Annotated in this window: 21 protein-coding genes and 1 pseudogene; 18 read left to right on the forward strand and 4 right to left on the reverse strand. The window is 71.8% G+C overall.

What is annotated here, in order from left to right; all coding sequences use genetic code 11:
• The first annotated feature begins 55 nt into the window (after positions 1-55).
• From HFP48_RS05675 to HFP48_RS05690, 4 genes are read left to right on the forward strand one after another with little or no spacing between them, the layout of a single operon-like run.
• Positions 56-1,078 carry an ABC transporter substrate-binding protein gene (locus HFP48_RS05675; RefSeq protein ID WP_168579207.1) on the forward strand — a complete coding sequence of 341 codons (1,023 nt, stop codon included), beginning with the start codon at positions 56-58 and terminating at the stop codon, positions 1,076-1,078.
• Positions 1,075-2,190, forward strand: a complete 1,116-nt coding sequence (locus HFP48_RS05680; RefSeq protein ID WP_168579208.1) for an iron ABC transporter permease — start codon at positions 1,075-1,077, stop codon at positions 2,188-2,190. The genes HFP48_RS05675 and HFP48_RS05680 overlap by 4 nt, the downstream gene beginning before the upstream one ends.
• Positions 2,187-2,969, forward strand: a complete 783-nt coding sequence (locus HFP48_RS05685) for an ABC transporter ATP-binding protein (RefSeq protein ID WP_168579209.1) — start codon at positions 2,187-2,189, stop codon at positions 2,967-2,969. The genes HFP48_RS05680 and HFP48_RS05685 overlap by 4 nt, the downstream gene beginning before the upstream one ends.
• The gene (locus HFP48_RS05690; protein WP_006932009.1) at positions 2,962-3,735 is read left to right on the forward strand and encodes a (2Fe-2S)-binding protein; all 774 of its coding nucleotides are present in this window, start codon (positions 2,962-2,964) and stop codon (positions 3,733-3,735) included. The genes HFP48_RS05685 and HFP48_RS05690 overlap by 8 nt, the downstream gene beginning before the upstream one ends.
• Positions 3,736-3,739: 4 nt before the next feature.
• Here HFP48_RS05690 and HFP48_RS05695 read toward each other — a convergent pair whose 3' ends face one another.
• Entirely contained in the window at positions 3,740-4,144 is a 405-nt protein-coding gene (locus HFP48_RS05695) for a DUF1304 domain-containing protein (RefSeq protein ID WP_006932010.1), read from the reverse strand.
• Complete coding sequence (locus tag HFP48_RS05700) at positions 4,141-4,602, reverse strand: hypothetical protein (protein WP_050034629.1); 462 nt, start codon at positions 4,600-4,602, stop codon at positions 4,141-4,143. Before HFP48_RS05700 ends, HFP48_RS05695 begins: the two co-directional genes overlap by 4 nt.
• 87 nt (positions 4,603-4,689) lie before the next feature.
• Here HFP48_RS05700 and HFP48_RS05705 point away from each other — a divergent pair, with 87 nt between their 5' ends.
• Positions 4,690-5,757 carry a helix-turn-helix transcriptional regulator gene (locus HFP48_RS05705; protein WP_006932013.1) on the forward strand — a complete coding sequence of 356 codons (1,068 nt, stop codon included), beginning with the start codon at positions 4,690-4,692 and terminating at the stop codon, positions 5,755-5,757.
• A 34-nt stretch (positions 5,758-5,791) separates the two neighbouring features.
• A pseudogene (locus tag HFP48_RS05710) lies at positions 5,792-7,057 on the forward strand (serine hydrolase domain-containing protein).
• A gap of 63 nt (positions 7,058-7,120) precedes the next feature.
• Here HFP48_RS05710 and HFP48_RS05715 read toward each other — a convergent pair.
• Positions 7,121-7,882 carry an IclR family transcriptional regulator C-terminal domain-containing protein gene (locus tag HFP48_RS05715; protein WP_006932018.1) on the reverse strand — a complete coding sequence of 254 codons (762 nt, stop codon included), beginning with the start codon at positions 7,880-7,882 and terminating at the stop codon, positions 7,121-7,123.
• A complete protein-coding gene (locus HFP48_RS05720; protein WP_051446146.1) occupies positions 7,879-9,423 on the reverse strand; it encodes an APC family permease in 1,545 nt (514 codons plus the stop codon). Before HFP48_RS05720 ends, HFP48_RS05715 begins: the two co-directional genes overlap by 4 nt.
• 375 nt (positions 9,424-9,798) lie before the next feature.
• Here HFP48_RS05720 and HFP48_RS05725 point away from each other — a divergent pair, with 375 nt between their 5' ends.
• The 12 genes from HFP48_RS05725 to HFP48_RS05780 all read left to right on the forward strand — a co-directional run bounded on the left by HFP48_RS05725 (position 9,799) and on the right by HFP48_RS05780 (position 19,883).
• Entirely contained in the window at positions 9,799-10,389 is a 591-nt protein-coding gene (locus HFP48_RS05725) for a MauE/DoxX family redox-associated membrane protein (protein ID WP_235431167.1), read from the forward strand.
• A 40-nt stretch (positions 10,390-10,429) separates the two neighbouring features.
• The gene (locus HFP48_RS05730) at positions 10,430-11,044 is read left to right on the forward strand and encodes a redoxin domain-containing protein (RefSeq protein WP_006932024.1); all 615 of its coding nucleotides are present in this window, start codon (positions 10,430-10,432) and stop codon (positions 11,042-11,044) included.
• Positions 11,045-11,088: 44 nt separating this feature from the next.
• Positions 11,089-11,751, forward strand: coding sequence for a methylamine dehydrogenase light chain (locus HFP48_RS05735; RefSeq protein ID WP_168580523.1), 663 nt, complete (start codon positions 11,089-11,091; stop codon positions 11,749-11,751).
• Positions 11,748-13,061: a hypothetical protein gene (locus tag HFP48_RS05740; RefSeq protein WP_065922984.1), complete on the forward strand. Its 1,314-nt coding sequence runs from the start codon at positions 11,748-11,750 to the stop codon at positions 13,059-13,061. The genes HFP48_RS05735 and HFP48_RS05740 overlap by 4 nt, the downstream gene beginning before the upstream one ends.
• Complete coding sequence (locus HFP48_RS05745; RefSeq protein ID WP_168579210.1) at positions 13,058-14,671, forward strand: multicopper oxidase family protein; 1,614 nt, start codon at positions 13,058-13,060, stop codon at positions 14,669-14,671. Before HFP48_RS05740 ends, HFP48_RS05745 begins: the two co-directional genes overlap by 4 nt.
• A gap of 11 nt (positions 14,672-14,682) precedes the next feature.
• Positions 14,683-15,027: a plastocyanin/azurin family copper-binding protein gene (locus HFP48_RS05750; RefSeq protein WP_029541412.1), complete on the forward strand. Its 345-nt coding sequence runs from the start codon at positions 14,683-14,685 to the stop codon at positions 15,025-15,027.
• Positions 15,024-15,350, forward strand: a complete 327-nt coding sequence (locus tag HFP48_RS05755; RefSeq protein WP_006940361.1) for a cupredoxin domain-containing protein — start codon at positions 15,024-15,026, stop codon at positions 15,348-15,350. Before HFP48_RS05750 ends, HFP48_RS05755 begins: the two co-directional genes overlap by 4 nt.
• 46 nt (positions 15,351-15,396) lie before the next feature.
• Positions 15,397-16,233: a hypothetical protein gene (locus HFP48_RS05760; RefSeq protein WP_006940359.1), complete on the forward strand. Its 837-nt coding sequence runs from the start codon at positions 15,397-15,399 to the stop codon at positions 16,231-16,233.
• A 69-nt stretch (positions 16,234-16,302) separates the two neighbouring features.
• Positions 16,303-16,797 (forward strand): glutathione peroxidase, encoded by a 495-nt coding sequence (locus tag HFP48_RS05765; RefSeq protein WP_006940357.1) that lies wholly within the window; start codon positions 16,303-16,305, stop codon positions 16,795-16,797.
• Between the two features lie 5 nt (positions 16,798-16,802).
• Positions 16,803-17,456, forward strand: coding sequence for a 5,6-dimethylbenzimidazole synthase (gene bluB / locus HFP48_RS05770; protein WP_006940353.1), 654 nt, complete (start codon positions 16,803-16,805; stop codon positions 17,454-17,456).
• A gap of 30 nt (positions 17,457-17,486) precedes the next feature.
• Entirely contained in the window at positions 17,487-18,191 is a 705-nt protein-coding gene (locus HFP48_RS05775) for a DUF2334 domain-containing protein (RefSeq protein WP_006940351.1), read from the forward strand.
• Between the two features lie 48 nt (positions 18,192-18,239).
• Complete coding sequence (locus tag HFP48_RS05780; RefSeq protein WP_029541423.1) at positions 18,240-19,883, forward strand: FAD-binding dehydrogenase; 1,644 nt, start codon at positions 18,240-18,242, stop codon at positions 19,881-19,883.
• Positions 19,884-19,906: the final 23 nt, after the last annotated feature.

The raw sequence follows: 19,906 nt of genomic DNA on the forward strand, positions 1-19,906 counted from the left end.
GGTCGCTGCCGTGCCGGAGTCTGCCTCGTGCCACCTGAGCAGAGCACGAGGTCCCATGCCCGTCGACTTCCGCCGTCCCGTGCGAGACGCCGCCGCGGTTCTCGCCGTCCTGACCGTCGCCACCGCGGCCCTGTCGGGTTGCTCGCGGGGCGCAGACACCGGCGCCACCCCGCCGGCCGCGGCCTTCGGCGAACCGGTGACGATCACCAACTGCGGACGCACCGCCACCTACGACGCGCCCCCGCAGCGGATCGTGTCGATGAACGACCACGTCACCGAAACCCTGATCCAGATGGGCGTGGGGGATCGCATCGTCGGTATGGGTTACGGCGAGAAGGACGACCCGCTGCCCGAGACGGCCGAGCAGTTCAGGGCGATTCCGTCGCTGGCTGCCGAGTACCCCACGTACGAGCAGATCCGCGACCTCGACCCGGATCTGGTCGTCGGCGGGATGCGCAGCGCATTCGACGACAAGACCGGACGCGGGCGGGACGCACTCGAGCAGGCGGGTATCCGCACGTTCCTGTTCTCCGAGTACTGCGGTGCCGGCTTCTCCGATATCGCGTTGCTGGAGAACGACTTCGCCCAACTCGGCGCCCTCCTCGGTACCGAGGAACAGGCCGCGGCCCTGACCGAATCGATCACGGCGGAACTCGACGCGGTACGCGCCCGCCTGGAGCGGGCCGCCGTCGCGCCGGTGCGCACCTTCTTCTACGACTCGGGCGAAGCCGAGCCGCTCTCGGTCGGCGGCGTGGGCATCGGCAACCTCATCGCCGAATACGCCGGCGCCGACAACATCACCGCCGAAGGCCCGAAACCGTACTTCACCACCGGCTGGGAGGTCGTCGGCGAGCGCGCACCCGAGGCGATCGTCGTACTCGACTACGGCGCGACCAGCGCGGAGGACAAGATCGCCTATCTGAAGAACCAGCCGATCGTGGCCACCACGCCCGCCGTGCGCAACGATCGTTTCGTCGTCGTGCCGCTCGACGACTTCTTCGAGAGCTCGCGCATGGTCGACTCGGTCGCGACGATCGCCCGCGGGCTGCACCCGGCCGCGTTCACGGATCCGGAATGACCCCCGCCGGTACCCTGGCCGACGCATCGGCGCGGCACGCCGGCGCCGCGGCGCCGGCCGCGCGGGGACGGGACGGGGGCGCGGCGCGTCGTTCGCTGTGGCTGATCCTGCCGCCGCTGCTCGCCGCACTCGTGCTGGCGCTGGCGGGCGCCGTGTCGCTGGGCACGGTGAACATCCCCTTCGGCGACGTGTGGGCGATCGTCGCGCACCGCCTCGCACCGGGGGCCTTCACGCCGTGGTGGACCGCGGCGCGGGAAGCGATCGTCGTCGAATCACGCCTGCCCCGGGCGTTGACGGCCGCCGTCGTCGGTGCCGCGCTCGCGATCGCCGGGGTGGTGGCGCAGGCGGTGACCCGCAACCCGCTGGCCGACCCCTACCTGTTGGGCGTGTCCTCCGGTGCCGGGTTCGGGGTGGTGCTGGTGACGGTCCTGGGTGTCGGCAGCGGCGCACTCGGAGCCTTCACCCTGCCGTTCGCGGCCTTCCTCGGAGCCCTGTTTCCGCTCGCCGGCGCGATCGCGGTGAGTCTGCGCGCCCATGCCGTCACCGCGATCGTCCTCGTCGGCGTGGCGATGTCGATGGTGTTCTCCGCGGCGACCACCTTCACCCTGCTGGTCCTGGGTGACGACCGTCAGATCGGTACGGTGATGCGTTGGCTGGCAGGAGGATTCGGGGATGCGACGTGGTCGATGCTCGCCGCGCCGGCGCTGGTCCTGCTCACCGTCGGTGGCGGCGTCCTGCTGTGCGGCCGGCAGCTGAACCTGCTGCTCGTCGGCGACGACGGGGCGACCGCCCTGGGAATGGACGTGCGGCGGTTCCGCATCCTGATCCTGCTGGCGGTCTCTCTGCTCACCGCCGCGGCGGTGGCCGTCTCGGGGACCGTCGGATTCATCGGACTGCTGATCCCGCACATCGCCGGCCATCTCGTCGGCCGCAACACCGTCCGGCTGATACCCGTGGCGGCGGTGGCCGGGGCGCTCGCGCTGGTCCTGGCCGACATGGTCGCCCGTTCGGTCAGCGGCTCGACCGAGCTGCCGGTGGGGGTCGTCACCGGTCTGCTCGGTGCGCCCGCCTTCCTCGTCATGCTGTGGCGCAGCTACGGGCGGGCACGATGACCCGCCTGCGCGCCACCGGGGTCCGCGCGCGGCTGGGCGAACGCACCGTACTCGACGGGGTGGACCTCGACGTGGCCCCGGGCCGGGTGCTCGCCCTCGTCGGGCCCAACGGCAGCGGCAAGACGACCCTGCTGCGCGCCTGTTACCGCGCGGTGCGGGTCGGGGCCGGCGCGATCACCGTCGGCGACGAGGACGTCACGGACCTGAAGCGCCGCACGCTCGCGCGCCTCGTCGGGGTCGGCGTCCAGGAGCCGGTCTCGCTCGGTGGGACGACCGTGCGCGAATCGGTGCAGCTGGGACGCACCGCCCGGCGGGGATGGCTCGAACCGTTCGGTGACGACGACCGAGTGGTCGTCGAGGATGTGCTCGGCCGGCTCGGGCTGCTGCACCTCGCCGATCGCGACGTGCTCGCCCTGTCCGGTGGGGAACGCCAGCGTATATCCATAGCCCGGGCCCTGGCCCAGCAACCCCGCGTGCTCCTGCTCGACGAGCCGACGAATCATCTCGACCTGCGCCACCAGCTGACCGTGCTGGAGTTGCTGCGCAGCCTCGCCGCGGACGGGCTCGCCGTGCTGGTGACGCTGCACGACCTGCGGCTGGCGGCCGCGTACTGCGATCGCATGGCGGTACTGGACCACGGATCGGTGGTCGCTGCGGGAACCCCGGAAGACGTCCTGCATCCCGCCGTGCTGGCGGGGGTCTTCGGAGTTCGTGGCCGGGTGGCTGTGGACGGCGACGGACGACGCACGCTCGAGGTCTGGGGGCTCGCCGATGCCTGACGGGCACGCCGACGCCGCGGCGCGTGCCTACGCCGCGGCCCGAACCCTGCTCGGCGACTTCGCGCACACCGTCGACCTCGGGACCGCCGTCCTTCCGGGCACGGTGACGACCGATCCGCAGTGGCTGGCCGGACGGGTATCCGACACCGGCCGCAGGTGGGACTGCAGCGACCCTCGGGTCAACGGCACGCTCTGGTGGTACTCGGCCAGTTCGACCCTGGTGGCCGGACCCGTCGCGATGCTCCTGGCCACCGGTCACGCTCCCGATCCCGACCCGGCCCGGTTGCGCTGCGTGCTGCGGGAGGACGGCTACCTCGGCGCGGTGCGTTCCTCGCGCCTGCTGCCCGGGCGCGATGCCTTTGCACGCGCTCTCGTGCCGGCGCTGTCGGCGATCATCGCGCCGCTCGCGCGGGTGTCGGGTGCGCCGGAGCGGGCGTTGTGGGCCGTCGCGTCCGACTCGATCGCCAACCGTGCCCTCGACGCCGGGCGTGCCGCCCACCGCGTCGACGACGGGTGCACCCTCGCCGCCGCGCTGTCGCGGCCGCCGCTGCTGCCACCGCGTTTCGTCGACGTCGATCCCACCGGCAGCGTCACGGCGGCAGCTCCCGGATCGCCGGAACCGGCGGACGGGCGACGCTTCGTGCGACGCAGCTCCTGCTGCCTGATCTACCGGGCGACCGACAGCGGCAAGTGCACGAGCTGCCCGCGCCGGTCACCGGCCGACCGCGCCGCGGCGCTGGGGCGGTACGTCGCCGCGCAGGAGTAGCGGATCAGGCTGCCGCGAGCGCGATCAGCGCGATCGCCGGTGGCGTGCACTGCGCCGCGGCACCCCCGAGCCCGGCGCCGCGGGGCCGGCTCATGGCCATGCGGTCCGAGACGAACAGGGCGATCCCGGCGAGCAGCATGAACGAACACGTGTAGAGCACGAGCGCGCGTCCGACCGTGTCCTCGCCGGCCCGCCACAGGGCCACCCCCATCAGCGCGCCGGTGCCGAGGAACAGGTTGTAGAAGCCGACGTTGAACGCCCACATCCGCACCGCTGCGACGTCGCCGGTGGGGATGCGGAACAGGTCTTCGTGTATCGACGGCCGCCGGAACAGCAGCGTCTCCCACACGAAGGCGAGCAGATGCACGGCCGCGCCGACCAGCGCGGCGACCTGCGCGAGAACGATCACGACGCACCTGCCTCCGCTGCGAGCGTGACCCCGTACCGGTCGGCGACCTCTCGGAGAGCCCGACCCGTCTCGTCCGGTGGACGCTCGTGCCCGAGGGCGTCGACCGCGCCGAAGAATCCGCCCATCGAGGTCCCGGCGGCGATCAGCAGGAAGGTCGCGGCGTCGGTCAGGACGGTGAAGGAGTTCACCGTTCCCGGCGCGAGGGTGATCGTGTCCCCGGCCGCGAGCTCGTGACCGGTCGCTGCGGCACGGACCAGGATCCGGCCGCTCAGCACGTGATACGACTTGGCCCACGGTTCGGCGTGCAGCGGCGCCGGCTCGGTGCGCGGGGCCTCGACGAGGAAGAGCTCGTAGGCTCCGCCGGCGTGTGCACCGGTGGACAGGACCGTGACGGTTGCGTCGGGCAGGGTGAGGCGACGGCCCTCGCCCATCCTGCAGAGTTCGATGTTGTCTGACATGTCTGTCACGTTAGGAACCGCCCGGCCGGTGGCCCATCCCCGAAAACGGGGATGGGTACAGGCCCGCCACCAGCGCATACTGGGTTCATGCTCGAGATCCGGGCGGAGAAGGTGGGCCGCGAGGTGGTGGCGCTCGCGGCCGCGGGCGCCGATGTGACGCAGGTGCACGGGCGCGCCATCGAACTCGTCGGCCGGACGGTGCGCAGCGACCTGACGTGCTGGGCGATGATCGATCCCCGGTCCCTGACGATCGGTTCCATGACGAGCGGACCCGACCGGGTTCCACCGGAATACGAGCCGCTGCTCGCCGAGAGCGAGTACCGCGGGCGGGATCCCGGCACTTTCGCCGAGCTGTTCCGCAACGGCCGCAGTGCGGCCCGGGGATCCGAGCTGCCCCCGGACGAGGTGGCCCACAGTCTTCGCCACGCCGGGGTGTGGCGTCCGCTCGGGTTGGACCACGAACTGCGCGTGATCTTCCGCATCGGCGGACTGTGCTGGGGTGCGGCCGGATTCGTTCGGTCCGGGGCGGACTTCACCGACTCGGAGGTCGAGTTCCTCACGCGGGTGGCGCCGGCGGTGGCGTCGGCGACCCGCGCCGCCGTGTGCGCCACCGCCGCCTCGCGCCTGGGCGACCCGGGTCCGGCGGTCGTACTCACCGGGGCCGCGGGTGAGCCGCTCGCGCTCACAGCGGCCGCCCGCGACTGGCAGGACCGATTCGACGAGATCGCGCCCGGACGGCTGGCCGTCATGGTGCGCGCCGCCGCGTTCGGGGCGCGTGCGAGCGGTTCGGGTGTGTTCCGAACGCGGATCCGCGACGCCACCGGCGGGTGGATCCTGATGCGGGCCACCGCGCTGCTGGGCGGTGCCGAACCGCAGACCGTGGTCACCATCGAGCATGCGACCGGCCTCGAACTCGCCGAGTTGCTGCTCGCCGCATACGCGCTCACCGCCCGCGAACGGGACGTGTGCCTCGAGGTGATGGCCGGATACTCGACCGCCGAGATCGCCGACCGTCGCGGTATCACTCCGAACACCGTCCACGATCACCTCAAGGCGATCTACACGAAGACCGGAGTCCGCAGCAGGGCCGAACTCACCGCCCGCCTGCGGTCCGATCGGGACCTGCGCCGAACCACAGCCGCCGGGCCGGAGTGATCGCACCGGCCGAGCGCATCTGCCAAGATCAGGCATGCCCCTGAACCGGCGGATCCTGTCCGTGCTGTGCGCACTCGGCCTCCTGACCGCCTGCACGTCGACGGACGATGCCGCGCCCGGCCCGTCCGGATCCGCCGACACCGCGGCCGCGTCGGGGACCGCATCGTCGGCCGACCTCGCGCCGGCCGAGGCCGTGGACCGGATCGTGCGCGACACCATGGCGGAGACGCACCTGAAGGCGGCGGTCGTGCGCGTCACGGTCGACGGCAGGGAGATCCTCACCCGCGCCTACGGCGTATCCACCACCGGCGTGCCGGCGACGACCGACATGCACTTCCGCAACGGCGCGGTGGCCATCTCCTACGTCGCCACGCTGCTGCTGCAACTCGTCGACGAGGGGAAGGTCCGCCTCGACGACAAGGTCTCGACGTGGCTGCCCGACATTCCGAATTCGGACCGGGTCAACCTCGGGCAGCTCGCCCAGATGACCTCCGGCTATGCCGACTACGTGCAGAATCCCGAACTGTCGGATGCGATCTACCGGGACCCGTTCCGGAACTGGACGCCCGAGGAGCTCATCGCCTACGGCACGTCCCAGCCCCTCTTCTACGAGCCCGGCACCAACTGGAACTAGGCGCACACCAACTACGTGATCCTCGGCCTGGCCCTCGAGAAGATCACCGGCCGGCCGGTGGCGGAACTGCTGCAGGAGAAGGTACTCGACCCGCTCGGGCTGGACGGCACGACGCCGTCGCAGACGCCGGCGATCCCGGAGCCGGTGCTGCATGCGTTCAGCTCGGAACGCCGGCAGGCGCTCGGGATCCCCGCCGCGACACCCTTCTACGAGGAATCCACGTTCTGGGACCCGTCCTGGACCATCACCCGCGGCGCCGTCCAGACCACCGACATCCACGACCTGCACGACACCGCGGTCGCCGTCGGCACCGGCACGCTGCTCTCCCCGGAGTCGTACCGGGCGATGGTGTCGACGGACCTGCGCGGCCGGACCACCGCGCTGCCCGGCTGCCCCACGTGCTTCCCGCAGTCCGAGGGCTACACCTATGGCCTCGGTGTGGTGGTCACCGGCAACTGGCTGATGCAGAACCCGTTGTTCGGTGGGTACGCCGCGGTCGAGGCATACCTGCCGTCGCGGAAGATCGCCGTCGCCGTCGCCGTCACCTTCGACCCGGCGGCGTTCGACGACACCGGTGCGTACCGGAACGAGGCCGACACGCTGTTCCGTCGGATCGGTGCGCACCTCGCCCCGGACGACGCACCCCCGCCGCGGCCCACCCGGTGACGAACCCCGCCGCGGCCCACCCGGTGACGAACCCCGCCGCGGCCCACCCGGTGACTCACGCCGTCACAGCAGCCCCGACAGGCGTGCCGAGCCGTCGAAGAGGAACCGCACGAGCACCGCGTCGTCCGGGGTGACCCGCGACGCCGACCCCTGCAGGTAGAGGCCGCCGACGACGAACGCCGAACGGTCCCGGATCGGCACCGCCAGCGCGGCCCGCCCGGTCCGGCACTCCTCGCCCTCGTACGCGTAGCCCGCGGCGGCGACGGCGCGCAGTTCCTCGGCGAGGACGTCGTGGTCGCAGATCGTGTGGTCGGTCAGGCGCCGCAGTTCCGGATCGGGACGCACGTGCGGATGGTGCGCCAACATGAGCTTGCCGAGGGCGTTGGCGTGCAGGTTCTTCGCGAGCACGCCGATGGCGATGATCTCGTGGTCGGGGTCCTTGTCGACGAACCGCAGCCGCCCGGCCGCGAACGAGGCGACGTGCACCCCGAATCGGGTGTGGGTGCGCAGCTCCTCGACGACGTCGTGCAGCGTCGGCGACGGGCTCGTCTCCGCGGCCGCCTGCGCGAGCTCCGCGGTGCGACGACCCAGCGCGAAGCCGGACAGGTCCGGCACGCGGACGAGGAATCCGTCGGCCACGAGCAGGTTGAGCATGCGGTACGCGGTGGTCGGCGGCACCCCGGCGAACCTGGCGATCTCCTTCGCGGACGTGCCGGGGCCGAGCTGCGCGACGGCCTCGAGCATCCCCAGCGCCTTCTGCACCGCGCGCGGCTGCTGTCCGCTGAAGTGCGAATCGTCCGCGTGCACGGACACGTGCGCGGTCAACCCGGGTTCCCGTCGCGGGGACGGGCGTCGTCGCCGGGGTGCGGGACGTCCGGGAGGATGCGCCGCCGCCCGTCCGCGCCGATCACGAGGGTCCCCGCCCCGGGGAGGATGTCCCCGGTCTCGACCGAGTCGAACGCACCGATGGTCGTCAGGCTGCCGGGCCGGACCCGGCGCAGCACGTACTGCCACACCGTGCCGGACGCCGCGACCGCCGAGAGTGTCGCGGGCACGACCCATACGCCGTGCGCGGTGCCGTCGACGGCGATGTAGCCGAGCAGGCCCATCCCCAGGACCGAGACGAACAGCGCGGCCGCCCGCGTCACGACGGTGTGCTCGCCGATGCGGTGCAGGAATCGCAGCGACGCGACGGCCACCAGCGTGTAGGCCACGACGAGGCCGATCTCCACGACGCCGTCGAACGCCCCCGAATCCGCCCCCGCGAGGGACGCGTACAGGCACGCGCCGGCGAAACCCGCGGCGGTGAAGGAGAGCACGCCCACGTGCGGGGTGCGGAACCGGTCGTGGACACGGGCGAGGGCGCTCGGCAGCACCCGCTCGACACCCATCGAGTACAGCAGCCGGGAACCCGCCTGCGCGCACCCCAGGGTCGACGCGAGCCACGAGCACGTCATGCCCGCCTGCACCGCGAGCACCACACCGACGCTCGCGCCGGACGCCGTGCCGTCGAAGTACGCGCCGACGACGACGGCGCCGTGGCCGGACAACGCGGCCCACGCCGCGAACACGAACAGGACACCGACGACGACGGGGGAGATCAGCACGGTGCGAGTGACGGTCACCAACGGCCGCTTGGCCTCCGGGCCGAAGAACGCGGCGCTCTCGAAGCCCGCCATCGACAGCACGGTGAGCATCGCGAGGAACGGCATGAGGCTCAGGGGTGCGTCCGGCAGTTCGGTGGTGGCCGTGCCCGCACCGGCCGGGGTGCCGAGCATGAGCGCCACGATGAGCACGAGCGAGCACGCCTCGACGAGCAGGATGGCGCGCGTCGCGAACCGCACGCCGCGCACCGTGATCACCGCGACGGCAACCGCGACGAGACCGATCGTGACCGACCACGGCGCGGCGCCGGGCACGTGCATGCCGAGCAGGTCTGCGATGCGGAGCAGGCTCTGTGCGGCCTGCGACATCACCGAGATCGAGATGCCGAGATAGCCCAGCAGCAGCGCCGCGCCCGTGGTGAGGGTCGCGCGGGCACTCAGGCCCTGGAACACGAAGCTGTAGAGCGACCCGGCCGCGGCGAGGCGCCGCGTGAACTGCGTGATGCACAGCGCCACCAGCACCACCACGGCGGTGGTCCCCGCGATCGCCAGCAGACCGCCGACGCCCGGCCGGTGGGTCACCATCCACAGCGCGATGAACACCATCCCGGTGGCCGGCGCGATCGTCGACAGGGACTGGCCGAGCAGATCGATCGGGGTGAGCTGACGGCGGCCGAGGGCGCGCAGCGGCGAATACACCGGATCCCGATGGGTTTCGGCGTCCCGTGAGCGGGCAATCGCGGCCCGGAGTGCGGTTGTCACGATCGTCGTATCCCGTCTGTGCGTCCGTGCAGCCGGCGGTGCCGGCACCTCGGGCGGTGAAACGCCTCAGGGCGAGGGACAACGTAGCGCCGCGGTGTTACGCGACGGTTACCTCCGCGAACGACATGGGGACGGCAAGTGGGAATCCGCCCGACGCGGCGCTGTGGCCCGCGCCACCGCACGGCCCCGTGCGCCGTGCGGACACGGTCCCCCGAGCGCCGGAGACCGTGTCCCACCTGCAGTGTCCGCATGGGGCGCGCCGCCACGGCCGGTTCCACTCGCGGTGCCCCCGGACGTTTCCCCGACGACCCGTTCGCGACGCATCCGGTGCGCACGATTGACCGGCACGATCACTCGACTGCGAAGGGGACGACCATGATCTGGGCGGTGGTTGCGGCGCTCGTCGGCGGGACGTTGTTGCTCGCCGGGGTGCCGAAGGCCGGCGATCACGAGGGGCTGCTGCGCGTCGTCCGCGGCTATCGGCTGCTGCCGCCCGTGTTGGAACGGGCGGTCGCGCGGGTGTTGCCCGCCGCGGAGATCGCCGTGGGTGCCCTGCTGGTGCTCGGCGTCGCCGGCAGTGCCGCCGCGGCTGTCGCGGCGGTGCTGTTCCTCGGCTTCTTCGTCGGTCTCACCGTGAACCTCGCGCGGGGCCGGCGCGAGCTCGACTGCGGCTGCTTCGCGTTCGGCGGCCACGGCGAGGCACCGCGCATCGGCTGGTTCCACTCCGTGCGGGCCGGTGCGTTCGCCGCCGCGTCGATCGTGCTGGCCCTCACCGGACCCGCGACGATCGCCGCGCTCCAGCAGGTGGCGGCAATCGCGCTCGCGGCGCTCGCGCTCGCCGCCGGGCTCGCGGTGGCCCAGTTGCGCTCCGTGGTCCACGTCGGGCGCCGGCCCGTCGACGAGCACCTGACCGGCGCGTCCATCGAACTGCGCGCGGTCTCTGCCGTGTCGCGCTACGGGGCCTGAAACCATTTCTTCCACAACATTTTCCGAGACAGGACGACAGATGGACACCATATTTCTCGTTGCGATCATCGTGCTGGTGGTGGCGGTCGCCGTGTTGTTCCTGATGGTGCTCGCGCTGGCCCGCGAGATCGGCCGGGTGCAGGTCCGGCTCGGCCCCCTCGGGGCCCGCATGATGGACACCGGTCCGAAGATCGAGCAGGCCGGCCCGTCCTTCCGGGGCCTCACCGACCATGTGGGCCGCACCGTCGGCGTCGGCGGCCACCGCGACAGGCCGCAGCTGCTGCTGTTCACGGCGCCCACCTGTTCCACCTGCAAGAGCCTGCTGCCCGGCATCCGGGCGATGGCCAAGGCGGAGAAGGACCTCGACGTCGTGATCGTCTCCGACGGCACACCGGAGGAACACCGGCAGTTCCTCGCCGGCAGCAACATCGGCACCGAACTGAGCTACGTCGACGGCCGCGACGTCGGCATCGCCTACCAGGTCGGCACCACCCCCTACGGGGTGATCCTCGACGAGCACGGCAGGATCCGCGCCAAGGGGCTGTGCAACCACATGGCCCAGGTCGAGAGCCTGCTCAACGCCCTCGAGACCGGCACCCCGTCGCTGCAGCACCTGCACGAACAGGCCAAGGCCCGCGCCGCCGCGAGCGCCTGAATCCCGCCTTCCCCCTGGACGAACGGAGAGATGCGTTGGAAGAGATGTACGAGAACCGGTATCCGGTCGACGAGGAGACCGTCAAGGAACAAGCCGCCTGGATGGCCGGCAAGGGCGGCTCGTTCATGAGCCGGACCGGACGCCGGATGTCGGAACAGGTGTCGCGCCGCTCGATGATCAGCCGCCTCGGCCGCTGGACGATGGGCGTGTCGGGGGTGGCGCTCATCAGTTCGCTTCCGGTGACCCGCACCGCGTTCGCGCAGGAACCCGCCCCCGAGGCCGGCCCGGAACCGCTCGTGCCCGTGTACGACGGCAAGGATCCCGCCGAGTGCGAGTACTGGCGCTGGTGCAACATGGACGGCACCTCCTGCGCTGCCTGCAACGGAGGCGGAGTGACCACGTGCGCGCCGGGCAGCAAGCCGGGCGCCGAATTCTGGGTGGGCTGCTGCACCAACCCCGACACCGGCAAGACCTACCTGATCGCCTACTACGACTGCTGCGGCGCCCCGTCGTGCTCCAACGCCTTCTGCGGCGAGCCCGACATGCAGGCCGTCATGTACAACCCGGTCTCGGGCAGCTACGACCAGGAGATCATCTGGTGCGTGTCCGACGAATCCCAGTCGTACACCTGCACCATGGCCCCCATCATCGGCGAGGACTGCCAGGCCCGTCCCGCCGACCGCCCGAAGGTCGGTGCCGGATCATGACATCGCGTTCCCGCCGCCTCGTGCGTCCCGCCGCGGCCGTCGTTCCGCTCGCGCTGCTCGTCACCCTCGCCGGTTGCGGCTCGTCCGGCGACGACGCGAACACCGCCGGCGACGTCACCTATCCCACCGTCGAATTCAGCACCCCCGGCGAGGGCATCTCGCTCGGCCACGACGACCAGGAGATCGGCGACACCATCCCCGAACCGCTGCACGTCGCCGAGATCGACCCCATCCGACGTGACCAGCTCGTCGCCGTGGCAGGCGGATTCGGCAAGCTCGAGCTCGGCGTCAACGTCCTCGACCCGAAGACGGGCGTCGCCGGCAGCCGCATCGTCGTCGGCCCCGGCATCTGGGACCCCGTGATCCACGGCTTCGTCGGCGAGACCCCGTCCGATCCGGCCGTTCTCGCCGCCGAGGTGTGGCGCCCCCGCGGCTCGCGGGGGGCCGCGGACTTCACCGTCAGCACCTACTCCGGGAATCTGCTCGAGCCGGCCGAGGCGCTGCTGCCCGACGTCGCGCGCGTGCACTCGCGGCCCGGTTCCAACGCGGTCACCTCCGACGGGCGGTACTTCGTCACGTGGGACGACGGGCTCTACGGCGTCCGCGTCGTGGACCTCGAGACGAAGCAGCAGAGCGGGGCCGTGCAGATCGTCGGCTGCGGACCGTTCACCTGGACCGTGGACCACGAGATCTACAGCGTGTGCGAGGAGACCGGCGAGCTGATCCGGATCTCCGTCGGCGACGACGGCGTGCCGGCCGAGACCGCCCGGGCGAAGGTGCTGCCGGAGGACTTCGTCAGCGCCCGGAAGGTCGGGTGGGCCGCCGAGGCGCGCAAGGCCCTGCTGGTCGGGGAGAACGGCGACGTGTACGTCTTCGACTTCTCGAACGGCCTGCCGCAGGGCGCGGTGACGCCGATCGGCAACGCCGGTCAGCCCGACGGGCGGTTCGCGAGCGACGTCATCGACAACACCGGCACCCGGATCGCGATCGCCTACACCGACTCACCGATCCATCCCAGTTCCGCGCGCGGCGGCGACCTGGCCCGCATCGTGCTGTCCGACGCCGCGAACCTCGCCCCGATCCGGTCGCTGAGCCTGCAGGACCTGGGGCTGACCGACATCGCGAGCATGGCGTTCTCCGTCGACGGCGCGACGTTCTACGTCCTCGGTGGCAATCCGGAGGGTCAGGGCGAGGCGGCACAGCGCATCGTCGGGTTCGACGCCGCGACCGGGCAACAGGTCTCCTCGGCGGAGATCAGCGGCAACGTCGAGGATTTCACCGACCTGCTCACCCCCGAGGTGATCGGATGAGACAACCCGACAACGGGTTGGGCCGGCGCCGATTCCTCGCCCTGGGCTCCCTCGGAGCCGGGGCGCTGGGAATGAGCGCGCTCGGGTTCGGTGCCGCCGGCTGCGCTACCGCATCGTCCGGTACGCAGCCGGCGGCCGCCGGCTCGGACACACGATCGGCGGCGTCCGATCTCGACTACATTTCCCCGGCCGATCCGGAGATCGCCGCCGCCGAGGCTGCCCGCGGGTGGAACGGCACCGTGGCGTCGTTCGCGCTCGCCGCCGGATTCTCCACCGTCGACCTGGGCGGACGCCTGGTCGACACCTGGACCTACGCCGGGCACGCCGTCGCCCCGGAACTGCGGGTACGCAAGGGCGACCGGCTCGACGCCGCGGTGCGCAACGACCTGGACGCCGACACCACGCTCCACTGGCACGGCATCCGGATCCGCAACGACATGGACGGCGCAGCGCCCGTCACCCAGGCGGCGATCGCACCGGGCACAACGTTCGACTACAGCTTCGTCGTCCCGGACCCCGGCACCCACTGGTACCACTCGCACAGCGGCCTGCAGGCCGACCGCGGCCTGTTCGGCGCCCTGATCGTGGAGGACCCCGACGACCGCACCGGCGCCGACGCCGACGCCGTCCTGGTCCTCGACGACTGGGTCGACGGCCTGGGCACCACGCCCGACGCCGTGCTCGCGGCGCTCAACCCCGCGATCTCCGGCGGTCACGGCGGCCACGGCGGGGGTGCGGCACCCGGCGCGCACCCGGCCGGCGACACGGACGTCGCCCGGCGGCTGGTGAGCGCCGGGCACGGCGACTCCGCGCCCCTCGGCGGGATGACCCAGCACATCGCGTATCCGTTGCACCTGATCAACGGTCGTCCCCCGAACGATCCCGCCCCGGTCGTCGCCGCGGCGGGGCAGCGGTTGCGGCTGCGGATCGTCAACGCGGCGGCGGAGACCCCGTACCGGTTCGCGGTGGCCGGGCACGAACTCACGATCGTCGCGGCGGACGGCTTCGACGTGCAGCCCACCGTCGCCGACACGATCGTCGTCGGAATGGCGCAACGCTACGACGTCCTCGTCACCGTGAAGTCGGGCGTGTGGCCGATCGTCGCGAAGGTCGAAGGGCGGCAAGGGTATGCCTCGACGGTGCTGCGCACCCCGGATGCGGTGCCGATGGCCGACGCCGACGTGGGCGATGCGATCCCCGAACTCGGCGGCCGGCTCGTCGCGGAGAGCGCATTGCGGCCTGCCGACACCGTGCGGCTCGACCCGCGCGAGCCCGACCGGGACTACCGGATCGAGCTGATCCAGGCAGGGGACCGCTACGTGTGGGGCATGGCCGGCGCCGACGCCGGCCGCCTCGTCATGAAACAGGGTGAACGCGTGCGGATCACGATGAAGAACTCGTCCACCATGTGGCACCCCATGCACACGCACGGACACACCTTCGCGATCGGCGCGTACGGCGGGTTGCGCCGCGACACGGTCAACGTGCTGCCCGGCACCGAACTTGCGATCGAATTCGATGCCGACAATCCGGGCGAATGGATGTTCCACTGCCACAACGCCTACCACTTCGAAGCCGGCATGACCGCGAACCTGCGGTACATCCGATGAGAGGAATCGCCATGAGAAGGTCCGTCACCCTGCTCGCCGGCCTGCTGACCGCGGCGAGCCTGTCCGCGTGCGGCAGCGCCGGAGGTTCGGCCGAACCGGCCGTCGTCGTGGAGGTGAAGAACATGGCCTACAACCCGGAGTCGGTGACGATCGAGAAGGGACAGACCGTCGAATGGCGATTCGACGACGGCGGACTGCCGCACGACGTCGTGGGCGAGGGCCCCCTCGAGGGGGAGCTGAAGAGTGAACTCCTCACCGAGGGAACGTATTCCTACACCTTCGACGAAGCCGGCACCTTCACCTATCACTGCACGCCGCACCCGATGATGGTCGGCACCGTGATCGTCCGGGAATGACCCGGCGGCCGGGGTGGGCTGCGGCCCTGCTGCTTCCGCTCGTCACGGCCTGCGGCCCGTCCGAGCGGCCCCCGGACGCGGTGGTGGTCGTCAGCAACGTCCACTTCGCTCCGCCCGACGTGACCGTGCCGGCCGGCGGCACCGTCGAATGGCGGTTCGAGGACGGCGGGGTGCTGCACCAGGTCACGTCGGAGGGGCGGTTCGACAGCGGGATCACCGGGGGAGGCACGTACTCCCACACCTTCGACGAACCGGGAACCTACGAGTACACCTGCTCGGTCCACCGGTACATGACCGGCACCGTCACCGTCACCGAATCCTGAACCAGTCGTCCGAATCCGGAGAACACCGACCCCCTTGGAGGAAGTCATGACAGCAGTACTCACGCACGAGCCGCTGACGACGGACGTGCCGGACATCCGTCCCACCCTGCAGAAGGCCGTGCCGTCGCGCACCCGGGCGGCGCTGATCGCCGCCGCCGGCGTCGCCGGTGCCGGGGCGGCGGCGCTCCTCACGCCGTCGGGACCCGCCGCGACGACCGCCGCGGTCGTGGGTGCCGGCGCCGTCACCGCCCTGGCCGCGAACTGGTCGACGTGCGGCATGTCGGTCGCCGGCGTCGTCGCGGCTCCGAAGCAGCCCGACCGCGCGGGCTCGTCGACGCCGGTGCGCCGGCTGGGCTGGCACGCGCTCGGGTCGGTCGCGACCGGCGCCCCCACCGGTGCGCTCGTCGGCGCGCTCGGTGCGCTCGTCGCCGGATCCGTCCCGGTGACGTGGGCGCTCGTCGCGTGGGGCGTCGTCGCGTTCGCCTACGGTCTGCACGAGCTGGGTCTGGTGACGCTGCCGACGCCGATGCGCCGCCGGCAGCTGCCGCGGCACCTGCGCCGGTCGATGGCCCCGTGGAAGGTCTCGCTGCTCTTCGGCGCCATGATCGGACCCGGCTTCGTGATTTTCATCCGGTCGAGCGCGTACTACCTGCTGGTGCTCGGCGTCGCCGTGGTCGGCTCCCCGGCGCTCGGCGCCGCCCTGTTCACGCTCGTCTCGCTCGGCCGGTGCCTGCCGAGCCTGCTGGCGATCCTGCACACCCGTGGCGGCGGGTCGATGCCGGGCTTCCTGTCGGCGATGTGCGTGGTCGACCGCCGCGTGCAGACGCTGACCGGCGCCGTGCTCGTCGCCCTCGGCGCGTTCGCGGTCGTCGCCGCACTCTGACGTGCCGGTTCGCGGCGGTTTCCGGGCGCACTACCGCACCCGGGACCGCCGCGACTAACGTCGGGCGGCATGACGACTTCTCTGCAGAACATCGGCATCAACACCCTCGGCGGGGTGCCCACCTCCCTCGCCGAGTTCGACGGCCGCGCGGTCCTCGTGGTCAACGTCGCCTCCAAGTGCGGCCTGACCCCGCAGTACACGGCGCTCGAGAAGCTCGCCGTCGAGTACGCGGACCGTGGCCTGACCGTGGTCGGTGTGCCGTGCAACCAGTTCATGGGCCAGGAGCCGGGCACCGCCGAGGAGATCCGGACCTTCTGCTCCACCAACTACGGCGTCACGTTCCCGCTGATGGAGAAGATCGACGTCAACGGCGAGAGCCGGCACCCCCTCTACACCGAGCTCACCCAGCACCCCGACGCGAACGGGGAGGCCGGCGACGTGCAGTGGAACTTCGAGAAGTTCCTCGTCGCGCCGGACGGGAACGTCGTCGCCCGGTTCCGGCCGCGCACCGAGCCCGACGCCCCCGAGGTGATCGCGGCCATCGAAGCCGCGCTGCCCCGCTGACCGCGATGACCGACACCATCGATGCGCGGGCGGCCCTGTACGACGTGATCCGTGCGCGCCGCGACGTTCGCGCGGAGTTCACCGGCGAGCGCGTCGACGAGCAGGTCCTGTGGCGGGTGCTGGGTGCGGCGCACGCCGCGCCCAGCGTCGGCAACACCCAGCCGTGGGACTTCGTGGTGGTCCGCGACCCGCAGCGGCTCGCCGAGTTCGCCGACCACGTCGCCGGATGCCGTCGCGCGTTCGCGGACTCGTTGCCGGAGGAGCGGCGGCGCACCTTCGACCCCATCAAGGTCGAGGGCATCGCCGAGTCCGGCACCGGGATCGTGGTCACCTACGACCCGTCGCGGGGCGGGCAGCACATCCTCGGCCGGCACACGATCGACGACGTGGGCGTGTTCTCGGCGGTGCTGTCGATCCAGAACCTGTGGCTCGCGGCGACCGTCGAAGGACTCGGTGTCGGCTGGGTCTCGTTCTACGACGAGGCGTTCCTCGCCGACTTCGTCGGGGCGCGGACCCCGGTGCGGCCGATCGCGTGGCTGTGCGTCGGCCCCGTGGCGCGGTTGCAGGAGGTGCCGGACCTCGAACGGTTCGGGTGGCGGACCGGCCGGCCCCTCGCCGACGCCGTGCATGCCGAAACCCTTCAGGTCCGCGACGCCTGACGTTCACCCGGCCCTGGCACCGTGGAGCCCATGAGCGGCCAGCTGATCGTGTCGGTGTCGGGCATCAGGGACGAAACCCGCCCGGCGGTGGACGCCTTCGCCCGGGAGATGGACGCCCGCGGCGTGCCGCTGTCGCTGCTCGTCGCGCCGCGACTGAAGGATCACTACCGGCTGGCGCGCGACCCGCACACCCAGGAGTGGCTGCTCGAGCGTCGCGAGGGCGGCGACGCCATCGTGCTCCACGGCTACGATCAGGCCGCGACCAAGCGGCGGCGCGCCGAGTTCGCGGTCCTGCCCGAACACGAGGCGCGGCTGCGGTTGCTCGCCGCCGACCGGGTGCTCGAGGAGACGGGGCTGCGGACCCGGCTGTTCGCGCCGCCGCGCTGGCTCGCCTCGCCCGGGGCCGTCGCGGCGCTGCCCGCCACCGGTTTCCGGCTCCTGGCCGGCGCCGCCGGAATCCACGACCTCGACCGCGATACCGTCACCCATGCACGGGTGTTCGGCATCGGCGAGGGCGCCAAGGCCGAACCGTGGTGGTGCCGGGCGATGGTCATCGGCGCCGCCCGGGTCGCACGGCGCGGCGGGCTGCTGCGGCTGTCGATCTCCGGCAAGCAACTCGACCGGCCGGGGCCGCGGCAGGCGATGCTCGACGCGATCGACCTCGCCCTGCACCTCGAGGCGCAGCCCTCCGTCTACCGCTGGCCGCCGCGCCTGCGCACACTCGGCGCGGCCTGAGCCCGAAGATCCGCCCACACGAACCTACCCTGCAGTAGGTTGGCGGGCATGGACGCAGACGTGATCGTGGTGGGCGCCGGCCTGGCCGGGCTCGTCGCCACGGCCGAACTCATCGACGCCGGGCGCACCGTGGTGCTCGTCGACCAGGAGAACTCACACAACCTCGGGGGACAAGCCTTCTGGTCGTTCGGCGGGCTGTTCTTCGTGGATTCCCCCGAGCAGCGCCGGCTCGGCATCCGCGACTCGTACGACCTGGCCCTGCAGGACTGGATGGGCAGCGCCGCCTTCGACCGGGAGGACGAGGACTATTGGCCGCGCCGCTGGGCGCAGGCCTACGTCGAGTTCGCGGCCGGAGAAAAGCACGCGTGGCTGAAGGAACGCGGGCTGAAGCTGTTCCCCATGGTCGGCTGGGCCGAACGCGGCGGCTACGACGCCGGCGGTCACGGCAACTCCGTGCCGCGCTTCCACATCACGTGGGGCACCGGACCGGCCCTCGTCGAGATCTTCGCCCGCAGGGTGCTCGACGGCGTCGACCGCGGCCGGGTGATCCTGCGGAACCGGCACCGCGTCGACGACCTCGTCGTCACCGGCAACGCCGTCACCGGGGTGCGCGGAACCGTGCTCGAGCCGTCGTCGGCGGCGCGGGGCGTGGCGTCGTCGCGCGTGGCGACCGGCGAGTTCGAACTCTCGGCCGGCGCGGTGATCGTCACGTCGGGCGGCATCGGCGGCAACTACGACCTGGTGAAGAAGAACTGGCCGAAGCGGCTGGGAGACCCGCCGAAGCACATGCTCACCGGCGTGCCGGCGCACGTCGACGGGCGGATGCTCGAGATCACCGAACGCGCCGGCGGGCGCGTCGTCAACCGCGACCGGATGTGGCACTACACCGAGGGCATCACCAACTACGACCCCGTCTGGCCCAACCACGGCATCCGCATCCTGCCCGGCCCGTCGTCGCTGTGGCTCGACGCCACCGGCAAGCGACTGCCGGTGCCGCTGTTCCCGGGCTTCGACACCCTCGGCACCCTCGAGCACATCGTGCGCAGCGGCCACGACCACACCTGGTTCGTGCTCGACCAGAAGATCATCGAGAAGGAGTTCGCGCTCTCCGGCCAGGAACAGAACCCGGACCTGACCGGACGCGACATCCGCAAGGTGCTGCAGCGGGTCAAGCCCGGCGCACCCGGACCGGTGGAGGCGTTCAAGCGCCGCGGCGTCGACTTCGTCGTCCGCGACACCCTCGCCGAACTGGTGGCAGGAATGAACGAGATCACCCCGGATGCGCCGCTGGATTACGCGACGGTCAAGCAGGTCGTCGAGTCCCGCGATCGCGAGATCGCGAACAAGTACACCAAGGATCTGCAGGTCGCGGCGATGCGCGCGGCCCGCGCCTACCTGCCGGACCGGATCACCCGCATCGCCGCCCCCCACCGGCTGCTCGATCCCAAGGCCGGACCGCTGATCGCGGTCAAGCTGCACCTGCTGACGCGCAAGACGTTGGGCGGGCTCGAAACCGACCTGTCGGGCCGGGTGCTGAAGGCCGACGGCTCGGTGTTCGAGGGCCTGTTCGCCGCCGGTGAGGTCGCCGGATTCGGCGGCGGCGGGGTACACGGCTACCGCTCGCTCGAGGGCACGTTCCTCGGCGGCTGCATCTTCTCCGGCCGCGCCGCCGGGAGGGCCGCAGGCCGCTGACGCGGCCGGTGCGTCCTTTGGGC

It is taken from the genome of Rhodococcus sp. DMU1 (assembly GCF_012272955.1).
Taxonomy (GTDB): domain Bacteria; phylum Actinomycetota; class Actinomycetes; order Mycobacteriales; family Mycobacteriaceae; genus Rhodococcus; species Rhodococcus aetherivorans.